Source organism: Rheinheimera sp. EpRS3, from assembly GCF_001513785.1.
In the GTDB taxonomy this organism is placed as follows: Bacteria; Pseudomonadota; Gammaproteobacteria; order Enterobacterales; family Alteromonadaceae; genus Alishewanella.
Map to the genome: position 1 here is coordinate 564,430 of NZ_LNQS01000001.1, position 12,511 is coordinate 576,940.

The following is a 12,511-nucleotide window of genomic DNA, read 5'->3' on the forward strand; positions in this document are numbered from 1 at the left end:
GTGATTAATGAAACAAAATCAGCTATTTACTCTGCATTTTTGGCGTCTTCAGCTACCTTCCCGACGAGTATCGCAATTGTATCTGAAACAGAAATGGTAAGTTACGAAAAATTAACTAAAGAGGTTGATTTTTGTGCCGTTAAACTTGCCAGATTCGGCGTCAAGCCGGGGGATGCCGTTGGCGTGCTATTGGAGAAATCTGCTCGGTACCTAACTGTTTATCTGGCAGTGTGTAAGTTAAACGCGATATTTGTTCCGTTAGATCCCCAAGCACCTACTGAGCGCACCCGCTATATGGTCGAAGATACTGGCCTGGTATTACTGGTGACCGACGAGGTAAAACAGTATGCGGAACTCTTTAGTGTCAGTTGTACTAACCTGTTTGATGATTTTTATCTTTTTGATTTTAATGTAAATTATAAAAATTATGTTGTTGATGGCTATATTATTTACACCTCAGGTAGTACAGGGCAACCAAAAGGTGTGCTGGTAACTAACCAAGCGCTAGCAGCTCACCTGAAACAAGTGTCTACCCATTTTTCGTTATCTGCCACCGATATCCTGTTGCATATTAATGCTTTTACGTTTGATGCTGCGCTGGAACTACTGTGGCTTAGCTTGATGCATGGTTGTTGTTTACATTTAAAACAAATTAAGCAGCTTAGCATTTCTGAGTTTTATCGCTATACCCTCAAGCACCAGATCACGGCAACAGATGTACCGCCTGCTTATCTGATGCTGTTACTTGAGGGGACTACAGCTAAAACGTATTGGCATAACAGTACGCTACATACAGTGGTTGTTGGTGGCGATGTGTTACCGCGGCAGGTCATCGAGCGGTGGCAGGAATACAAGTTATTTGGTCGTTGCCGCTTATTTAACGCCTATGGTCCGACAGAAACGGTGATCTCGGCCTGCTATCATCTCTTGAGTGTCGCAGATTTACAGGGAACGTCTGTGGCAATAGGCAAAGTGCTCGCCCCGCGGTTGTATAAAGTTGAGCCGGTAGAGGGGTTTGCTGCGCATGAAGGTGAATTGCATATTGGTGGTAGTTGTCTGGCCGAAGGGTATATCAACAATCCAGAACAAACTGCTGAAGCTTTTTATCAGAACGAGCAGGGGCGTTGGTATCGCACCGGAGACATTGTAACCCGCGATGCGTCCGGACTGCTGCGATTTGTCTGCCGGCGTGACCAGCAGGTAAAAGTGAGGGGATTCAGGGTTGAACTCAGTGAGGTTGAAAATCAGCTCAATGCACATCCTGCGGTTGCCGAGGCGGTGGTTGTTAAACTGGCTGAACAGGATAGCCTGGTCGCTTTTATGCGGGCGGCCGGTAATTTGCAGCCTGGATGGTCTGAGCTTAGTGATTGGTTAGCGTCGAAGTTACCCCGTTTTATGGTGCCTTCAAACGGCTGCTGGTTAGATAGCTTGCCGTTATTAAGTAGTGGTAAAGTGGATCGTCGGCAGCTGTTGGCTACTAAGCTGTCAGCGTCTGTGCTGGCTGAACAACATTTTGCAGCTACGGCGCTGGAAAGTGAGTTGGCACAGTTATGGCGGGACATACTAAACTCTGGTCCGATCAGTGTTGTGCATAGTTTTACCGAGTTGGGTGGGCATTCTATTCAGTTAACGCGGATGTTGGCGCGCCTGGCGCAACTGTATGGTGTTGAGCTGAGTTTTGCGCAGTTTGCCGAACATAGCACTGTGCGTAAACTTGCCATCTGGCTGGCGCAGCAACAGCAACAGCGGCAAGCTGTATTACAGCCGATGCCGTTGCCGCAGCGGTTTGCACCGTCGGCAGGCCAGCAACGGATGTGGCTGAGCAACAGTTTGTCTTCGCAACAAGAAACGAATACTGTGCAGTCGGTGATCTATTTTAGTGACTCATTGCAAGTCACGGCGTTGCAACAAGCGCTGACCAGCTTAGTTCAGGTACAGCCTCAATTGCGCACCCGTTTTATTATGGACGCTGCAAGCAATAATTTATGGCAGGAAACCCTGCCTGCGCCTGCGGACATACTAAGTCTGCAGGACTGGTCCACAACTGAGAGTGCCAGCGCGCAGCTAAACGATTACATACTGGCAAAAAGTCGCCGGTGTTTTGATCTTGCAGCTGGTACTCTGTTTGATGCTGAGCTGGTTTGTTTGCCAAAGCAGCGGGTATTGATCCTGACCTGCCATCACATTATTACTGATGGTTGGAGTATGGATTTGCTGCTGGAGCAACTGGCGGCGTTTTATAATCAGTATTGTGGTGGCGCTAAAGCAGCGTTAGACACAAGCTGGCATTACGCGAATTATGTACAGTGGCAGCATCAGTGGCTGCATTCAGACGCGGCTGAGCGTCAGCGCAAGTTTTGGCAACAGCAATTACAAGGTGCCCCGTCACTACATAGTTTAACTACCGATTATGCCCGGCCGCAGCGCCAGAGTTTTGCCGGCAGTCAGCTGCAGGTGGTGTTGCCTGGCGAGGTGTCCGAGACCGTCCGGCAACTGTGTCATGAACTGCACGCCAGTTGCTTTAGCCTGCTACAAACCCTGTTTACCGTCTTGATTGCCAGATTCAGTGCCACCGATGATGTGGTACTGGGCACGCCGGTGGCAAACCGTCGTCTACCTGAGTTTGAAGAGATAGCCGGCTTTTTCGTCAACAGCCTGCCTCTGCGGTTACCGTTGTCAATGCAGCAAAGCTTAGCGGATACGTTACAACGTGCCAGACAATATATACTCGCTGTGCAGGATCATCAGGATTTACCCTTTGACGACATTGTAGATCTGATAAAGCCAGAACGCAGCTTAAGCTATCATCCGTTGTTCCAACTGATGTTTAGTTTCCGTGATGCTGGCTTTAGTGGTGAGTTGACCCTGTTCAATGGCGTGAACGCCACGCTGGCCGAAAGTGCCAGTGTAGAAGCAAAATTCGATCTGACATTGGAAGTTGTGTCTACTCCTGCAGGCTTCCAGTGCAATTGGATCTACGCAACAGAGCTTTTTGACACGGCAACCATACAGGCACTGGCTGACAGTTATTGCTATCTACTGGAAACCTTAACCGAACAATTGCACCGGCCCCTGGCAGAGTTAGCATTGACATCAAGTGAAAGCTTGGCGGAGCTGGGCCTATTAGGGCAGGTCGCCAACGGCACTGAACTGGGTCAACAGCTGGCAAGGGTTGCGGAAAAATATGCCGACAAGTTGGCATTACAATTTAACACTGAACAGCTCAGTTACCGCGAGCTGGACCAGCAGTCGTCTCAGCTGGCACATTATTTGTTAGCTCAGGGAGTGTTGCCAGAGCAAATTATCGCTGTGTGTACTGAACGATCTGCGAGCAGTCTGATTGCTATTTTAGCGGTGCTTAAAACTGGCGCTGCATACTTGCCAGTCGACCCGGCCTATCCGGATGAGCGCATCGGGCATATGCTCAGTGACAGCGGTTGTCAGTTAGTGCTGACGCAGCAAAAACTGTTGTCCAGATTACACAACCATAATGCAGTAATCGTGCTGGAGCACATTTGTTTAGCAGATTATCCGCATACCCTGCCGGATATAGTGCTGCAGCCAGAGCAACTGGCCTATGTGATCTACACCTCAGGCTCTACCGGTAAACCCAAGGGGACGTTGTTACAGCGTGGTGCTTTGCTGGAACTGGCGTTGTCGCTGCAGTCTCCGCTGCAACTGAGTCCGCAGTCCCGCGTGCTGCAATATGCCACTGTCAGTTTTGATGCCGCCACTTTCGAGTGGATTATGGCATTTTGCAGCGGCGCATCGCTGCATGTGTGTGACGAAACCCAGCGTTTGGATATGCTGGCGCTGGAACAAAAACTGTTGCAAGAACATATTACCCATGCGGTGTTGCCGCCTGCACTGCTGGCGCATTTAAATTGCCGTGACGACTACGCACTGCAGGCGTTGATGGTGGCGGGTGAGGCCTGCAATGAACAACAGGCGTGGCGCTGGGCTGAGCGGTATGCGTTGTTTAATGCTTATGGCCCTTCTGAATGTACTATCGCCGTAACTTTAGGACCAATTTTGCCGCAGCAGCGTATTACGTTGGGGCAAGTATTACCGACTGCCCGGCTATATGTGCTGGATGACGCCTTGCAACCTTTACCTGTAGGCGCAGTGGGCGAGCTGTATATCGGGGGGCTGGCAGTCGGCCGGGGTTACCTGAACCGGCCAGAGCTAACCGCACAGAGCTTTATAAACAGTCCATTTAATGCCAGTGAACGTTTGTATAAAACCGGCGATTTGGTGCGCCTGACGCCGCAGCTGGAACATCAGTTTATTGGCCGCAGAGATCATCAGATAAAACTACGGGGTTACCGGGTAGAGCTGGGAGAAATTGAAGCCTGTCTTAGCAGGTTGCCACAAATTCGTGAAGCGGCAGTGCTGTTGCAACAGGACAAAGCGGCACAACCGGCACTGGTTGCATATTATGTGCAACAAGACACTGGTACAGCAGACATGGCAGTAACAGCGCAGCAGCTGCGTGAGGCATTGGCAGCACAATTGCCAGCCTTTATGGTGCCAGCACACTTTATTGCAATGTCATCGTTACCCCGTAGCGTCAATGGTAAGCTTGATCGTCAAGCTTTGCCGCTACCAGACTGGCAGCTGACTGATGCGGTGTTTAAGCCAGCGACAACGGCAACTGAGTGCTGTGTGCAGAAAATCTGGGCTGAGTTTTTGCAGCTGAATATTGAGCAAACCTCTGTAGACGCTAACTTTTTCGCGTTAGGGGGGCATTCTCTGCTGGCAGCCCGAGTCGTTAGCGCCATAGTGCAACAAGGCTACGGGCAGTGCAGTATTCGTCAGATATTTGAACACCCCACTATCATGCAGTTGTCTGCCTGGCTGGATCAGCACCGCAGCACTACTGTATTCGCTTCGCCGACGTTACTAACTGCCGCCGGTGTGGCCTCAGCCGCACAACGGCAGATGTGGCTGCTATGCCAATTAGAGCAACAGGCTGCAGCTTACCATATCCCGCTGACTATCGAGTTTAACGGTGAGTTAGATAGCGCCAAGCTTGACAGTGCTTTAATACAACTAATTGAGCGGCATGATATTTTACGTACTGTGTACCGGCAACAACAGGATCAATTGGCTGTGGTCACATTGCCGGTACCGACAACACTGCTGCAGTACAGCGAACCCGGCGCAGAGCAGGATGCGACGACGTGGCTGGCAGCAGAAGTTAACACTATGGCATTGGCGCCTTTTGACCTGGCTGCAGATTATCCGATCAGAGCTAAAGTACTGCGTATCAGCCCTCAGTATTATCAATTGCTTTTATGTCTGCATCATATTGCGGCCGATGGCCATGCCGTCAGTTTGCTGCTTGACGAACTGGCGGCGCTTTATAATGGTGCCAGCCTTGAACCGGCGGCTATCAACTACGGCCAGTATACCGCGTGGCTGCAACAGGATGACGTTGTTACAGCTATGCAACAGCAAAGTATATACTGGCAGCAGCAGTTGGCAGAGTTACCCGTTTTGCATCAGCTACCCACCGATTTTATCCGGCCGGCACAGCAGCAGTATCGTGGCGATCTGCTGCACTCGCAGCTTGGCTCCTCGTTACTGTCAGCGCTGAGCAAGCTGGCGGCAGAGCAACACACTACGCTGTATCAGCTACTGCAAAGCAGTTTTGCTATTTTGCTGGCGCGGTATAGTCAGTACAGCGATATCGTTATCGGCTCGCCGGTGGCAAACCGCACAGAAGAGTGGCAACAATCGTTGGTGGGTTATTTGGTTAATACGGTTGTTGTGCGTAGCCATGTTGATTTATCCCGCAGTTTTATTGAGCAATTGACTGAGGATAAACAGCAACATGCTGCTATGCTGGTGAACCAGCAGTATCCGTTTGAACAACTGGTCGAGGTGCTCAATCCAGAGCGCAGCCTGAGCTACCATCCGCTGTTTCAAATCATGTTTAGTTTCCGTCAGCAGACCGGCTCTGGCCTATGCTTTAACCAGCTGGAGTGTGCTTTGCAAGACAGTCCGCCGGGCATTGCCAAATTTGATCTAACGCTGGATGCGGTACAGCACGACGACTGGCTGCAGTTGAATTGGGAGTTTGACAGTGCGCTATTTCGCCCGGCCACTGTTGCGCAGCTTAGTCAGGCATTTCATGTGTTGTTGCAACAACTGGTAGAAAAGCCGCAGCATAGTCTGGCCTCGCTTCAGCTGGCTGACATTAGCACTCAACCCGATACAAAGCAGATCTCTGGCCGTCCTTATCACAGCCTGACGTCGAGGTTATCGGCGTATGCCGCGCAGCAAGGCGACGCGCTGGCGTTGGTAAGCGGCGGGCAGCGGCTGAGCTATCAGCAACTGGTTGACGCGGTGGCCAGCCGGGCACGTTATCTGGTAGAGCAGGGGGTTAAACCGGGCGATATTGTTGGCGTATGGCAAAAACGGGATGCGGGGCTGGTGGTCAATTTGCTGGCAATCCAGCAGGCTGGCGGGGCGTACCTGCCGTTTGACGAGAGCACACCGGTTGGCCGGGTAGCGCAGATAGTGCGCCAGGCCAAGGTCGGCTTTTTACTGACCGACACCAGGGTGGAGCTTGACGGTGTGACCTTACTGGCCCTGACAGGCGAAGGCAGCGACGCGGTGCAACTGCCGGTATTGCTGGCAGAGCAGGCGGCGTATGTCTTGTTTACCTCAGGCTCGACGGGTGAGCCCAAAGGCGTGGTTATCAGCCAGGGTAACCTGAGTCATCTGTGTGATGGTATGGCAGAGTTACTGTCAGCGTACCCGCTGGCCGGCAGCCGGTTTGCCTGGCGTGCACCGGTAGTGTTTGATGCGTCGGTGCAGGCACTGGCGTTGCTGGGCGAGGGTATCTGCTTACACGTGTTGTCAGATGAGCAACGTAAAGACCCGCAGCAGATGTTGTCTTACTTCGCTGCCGAGCAAATAGACTGGGTGGATACGACTCCCTCGCTGAGTGAGGTGTTGCTGGAGCAATGCGCGGCAGAGCAAGCGCTGCCGAATCAACTGATAGGGGGCGAAGCCATTCGCGCCGAGCTGTGGCGTAATCTGGTGGCACATAATAGCCGGCATAACCGGGTGGCGTATAACCTGTATGGCCCAACCGAATGTACGGTTAACAGCAGCGCCTGCCTGATAGCAGGCGAGCGGCCGCAGTTGGGCGCGCCGCTAAGCGGCGTCAGCTTATATGTGCTGGACAATGCACTGCAACCGGTGCCGGTGGGTGCGCGGGGCGAGTTGTATATAGCTGGAGCGGGTGTGGGCCAGGGATATCTGGGCCAGCCTGAGCTTAGTGGCGCGAGTTTTATTGCCAACCCGTTTGGCGCAGGGATGTTGTACAAAAGTGGCGATATGGTGCGTTACAGCAGCATAGGGGAACTGGAGTATTTACAGCGTCGGGATGACCAGGTCAAGGTGCGTGGCTACCGGATAGAGCCGGCCGAGATTGAAGCCCAGCTGTGTAAAGCGGCGGGCGTGCAGCAGGCACTGGTGCTGGTGCATCAGCAGGTGCTGGTGGGGTATGTTGTCAGCGCAGCGGCAATAGATGTTACGGCGCTGCGCACAGCGCTGCTGCAGGTGTTACCGGAATATATGGTACCGTCGCATGTGTTGGTACTGGACAGTTTACCGGTGAATGTGAACGGTAAAGTTGACCGTAAGGCGTTGCCCTTACCCGAGCAGGCTGACGTAGCAGAGTATAGTGCACCGGAGGGTGAGACAGAGCAGTACCTGGTGCAGCTGTGGTCGCAGTTGCTGCAGCGTGAGGCGGGAAGTATCAGCCGGGATGCGAACTTCTTCCGCTTAGGCGGGCATTCGTTACTGGCTGCCAGAATGGTTGCGGCGGTAAATCAGACGTTACAGACAGCGCTGAAATTAAAACATGTATTTGAGTTTTCTCAGCTGCAGCAACTGGCTCAGCTGATTACGCAACAACAGGCCAACGCCGCACCGCGGCTGCTGGTTAAGGCTGAAGCGGCTGACTATTATCCGCTGTCAGCGGCACAGGCCAGTATCTGGCACCAGTGTCAAATTCAACAAGACAGCAGTATTTACAATATGCCGCTCCAGCTGACTTTAACGGGTGAGCTGGACTACACTGCGTTTGCTGCTGCGGTAACGGCGCTGTTTCAGCGTCAGCATATTCTGCGTACTGTGTACCGTCAGAATGATACCGGTGTATATCAGCAATTGACTGCGGTACCGGCGATTTTATGGCATAGCACAGATCTATCTGCGCTGGCGGGTGCAGAGCAGCAGCAGACACTGGACAGGTTGCAACAACAACATGCTAGCTATCAATTTGATTTAACTAAAGATTTAATGCTGCAGCTGCAGCTGGTACGGTTATCTGTCCAGCAGCACTGCTTGTTGCTGAACCTGCACCATATTGCTGGCGATGGCTGGTCAGTTAAATTGCTGTTGCAACAACTGGCTGCCAGCTACAACGCTGCGTGTCAGGGCTCAACACTGCCAATAGCGGCTGCCGATACTTTGCAGTACAGTGATTATGCTGTGGCGCAGCAAAGTACTGATGTAGAGCAGCATAATGCGTTCTGGTTGCAAGAGTTGCAGGACGCGCCTGCACTGCACAGCCTGCCGCTGGATTACCCCCGGCCGGCGACGCCAAGCTATAACGGCGCGGTGTGCCGTCTGCGTCTTACTGCACAACTGGCTAAGCCATTGCAGCAATTTGCCAGCGATGCTCAGTGCAGTAGTTTTAATTTGTACCACTCTGTATTTGCCGCGCTGATTGCACGCTTAAGCAACGAGCGTCGGGTGGTGACTGCTGTCGCACTTGCCAACCGTGAGCAAGCCGGGCTGGATGAAATGATCGGCTTCTTTGTTAATACACTGGTTGTAGTGCATCACGTTGATTTATCTCATAGTTTTGTTACGCAAATGCAGCAGTGCCAGCGGCAGCTGTCGCAGCTGCTCAGCCACAATATCAGTTTTGAACAGTTAGTTGAGCTGCTCAATCCGCTACGCAGCCTTAGCCACCATCCGTTATTCCAGCTGATGTTTAACTATGTTGGCGCCGATTTGCAGGCAACGGAACACTGGCAGCAACTGGATGTACAGTTGCAGGAAGCTGAGCTTAATAAAGCCAAGTTTGATTTGTCGCTAACCGTGGCAGAACAAACTGACGGCAGCGTGCTGCTGGAGCTTGAATATGCCACCGATCTGTTTAGTGCTGCCACAGCCGAGCGCATACTAAATAGCTACCAGCGGGCGCTAACCACCTTATTGCAACAGCCCCAGGCGGCACAAAGCGGTATTCACCTGGATACAGCAGAGCCTATAAGCCGCATAGTATCAGCTGAACAGCTGGCACTATGCCAGCAAAGTCTGCACCAGAGTTTTGCTTATTGGCTGCAACATACCCCGGACAAGATTGCCCTGCGTTATCAACAGCGGCAGTTAAGTTATGCCGATCTGGCGCAGGCCGCTGAGTCTTTGGCGGCGCAGCTGCAGCAAGCCGGAGTGTCTGCTGCGGACCGGGTGGCGTTATTGTTACCGCGTTCTGTTGATCTGATTATTGCACTGTTGGCAATTAACAAAGCGGGTGCGGTCTATGTGCCGTTAGACCCCGATGCCCCAGCGTCTCGTAACAGCTTTATTCTGCAGGATAGCCAGGCCAGTGTGCTGTTAAGCAACCATACTCTGGCGCAGCAGTTGCCCGACATTAGCCTGCCGGTATTGGTGCTGGAACAGCTGGCACCCGCTAGCCAGGCTTTTGCCAGTGTTAAACGTCAAGCCGACGATCTGGCGTACATCATGTATACCTCTGGTTCTACCGGCCAACCCAAAGGGGTGGCAGTACCGCAGCAAGCAATACTGCGGCTGGTGAAGCTGGCTGATTATATGCCGCTGAATCAGGAAACGGTGTTTCTGCAGGCTGGTTCGGTTGCTTTTGATGCTGCGACGCTGGAAATATGGGGGCCATTACTCAATGGCGGCACTTTGGTGCTGTATCCGGATGCAATGATCTCGGTAAGTGGCATTGAGCAGGCGGTAGCAACATATCAGGTTAACAGCCTGTGGCTTACTGCTGCGGTGTTTGAACACTTCGCCTTGCATAGTGTTCAACCGTTACCCACGCTGCGATATTTGCTTACCGGTGGTGATGTGGTATCGGCACAAGCGGTAGCGGCAATGTATCGGCGTCAACCTGAGCTGAGTATTATCAATGGCTATGGTCCTACCGAAAACACGACCTTTACCCTATGTTATCCAATCCCGCGCCAGTTCAATGCCACCACGGTACCACTGGGCTGGCCAGTGCCGGGCGATGAAGTTATCGTAGTGGATCAATACGGCAACGTGCAGCCGGTAGGTGCTATTGGTGAGTTGTACTGCCGGGGTCTGGGTTTGGCACAAGGCTACTGGCAACAGAGGGCATTAACCACAGAGAAGTTTGTTCAGCTTGATCATGCAGCTCTGGCCGGACGTTGGTACCGCACCGGCGATTTAGTTTACCGCTGTAGCAGCGGTTTACTGCATTTTGTTGGTCGTGATGATCAGCAACTGAAGATCCGTGGCTTTCGCATTGAGACCGGCGAAATTGAACAGCAACTGCTGCACTGTGCCGACGTGGTGCAGGCAGTAGTGCTGAGCCGCGTTAACCGGCTGCAGCAAAAAGAGCTGGTGGCTTATCTGGTGTGTAATAGCGCTACGCCGGATCTGGCAAAAATCCGTACCGGTCTGGCGGCTAGGGTACCGTCGTATATGGTGCCTGCACATTTTATATTGCTCGAGCAGTTGCCGCTCACTGCGAACGGTAAAATCGATCGCCGAGCTTTGCCTACTGTCGCAGAAACGGCTATAGCGGCGCTGATGCCAGCTACTGCGACAGAACAACAGCTGCAACTGCTTTGGGCAGACGCGTTACAGTTAGACTGCGCTGAGCTGTGTGTTGAGGCCAATTTCTTTGCTTTAGGTGGTCACTCTTTGCTTGCGGGTAAATTGCTCGGCCGCATCAGTCAGCAGTGGCAACTGGCACTTACACTGCGCGATCTGTTTGAGCATAGCAGTATCCGACAACTGGCAGCTTTGATCGATGCCAAACCTGTGCGGCATCACGCAGCAATAGTCAGTGCACCGCGCCATCAACGTAATCCGGTGTCGCCAGCTCAAAAGCGGCTGTGGTTTGTCTGTCAGTTTGCGCAGGCAGGGGGCAGTTATCTGATCCCGGCACAATTTGATATTCAGGGTCAGTTAGTGCCGACACTACTGTGTCAGGCGATTGATCTGTTAGTTGAACGACATGAGATTTTGCGCAGCCAGTATCGTCAGGACGATAACAGCGAGCTGTATATGCATATCAGTGCAGCCACTGCAGGTGTTTGTCGGTATACCGATTTGAGTGCTGTGGCCCTGAACGAACGTCAGACGCAGTTGCAGAGCATTAGCCGGGATAACGCCGCCAAAGCCTTTGATCTGAGTACTGATCTGATGCTGCGGGCCGAATTGGTGCAATTGGCGCCAGAGCAATATCAGTTGCTGTTGTGTCTGCATCATATTGCTGCTGATGGCTGGTCAATGGACCTGCTTTTTGCCGAATTGTCTGAACTGTATCAGCAATTGCTGCAAAGCCAGCAACCAGAACAGAAGCCGCAGACATTGCAATATCTGGACTACACCTGCTATTTGCAACAGCCTGAGCAACAACAGAAACTGGGTGCAGAGCAACAGTATTGGAGCCAGCTGCTACAGGACTTACCGCAGGTACACAACCTGCCGCTGGATTATACCCGGCCGGCTGAACAGCAATTTGCCGGCAGTGCCGTGCAAAGTGAACTGACGCCAGAACTAAACGGCACTTTGCAGCAATTTGCCCGCCAGCAGCGCACTACGCCTTTCGTGATACTGCAAACCATATTTGCCTTAACGCTGGCCCGTTTTAGTGCAGAAACCGATATTGTCATCGGTAGTCCGGTTGCTAACCGGCAGCGGCCGGAAACAGAGCAGATGCTGGGGTTGTTTGTTAACTCCTTACTGCTACGAACCCGTATTGATAGTTCTGTCGCGCTGACGACGTTATTACAACAGCAACAGCAGCAGGCAGAGCAGTCTTTTGCCAGACAGAATTTACCGTTTGAACAGCTGGTTGAGGTGTTCAACCCAGAGCGTAGCCTGAGTTACCATCCGCTGTTTCAGATCATGTTTAATTATCTGGATAAAAATTGGGCTGAACCTGCATTAACGCTGCCGCAAAATAAGGTTAGCGTCAGGCACAGTGACGAACTGGTAGCGAAGTTTGATTTATCGCTGACGGTGGCAGAGCAAGCCAATGGCGCCTTGTTACTGGAGTTAGAATACGATACGGCGCTGCTACGTCAGCAAAGTGTTGCCAGGATACTGCAATGTTTCTGCCGTTATACCGAAGGATTATTGCAACAGCCAACGCAAAGTGTGCAACAGCTATGGGCCCGGCAATCAGTAGTAAAAAGCACAGCAGAAGATCAGAACAGTGAGCAGCCTGAGCGTCCTTATCACAGCCTGACGTCGAGGT

General features: G+C 52.2%; 1 protein-coding gene (cut by a window edge). It reads left to right on the forward strand.

The window, feature by feature from the left end; translation table 11 throughout:
- A protein-coding gene (locus AR688_RS02430; RefSeq protein ID WP_068228597.1) for a non-ribosomal peptide synthetase crosses the window boundary here: on the forward strand, positions 1-12,511 show its 5' portion. Its footprint extends 17,522 nt past the window's final position; the window shows 12,511 of its 30,033 coding nt (coding positions 1-12,511); its start codon is at positions 1-3; its stop codon lies off the right edge, out of view.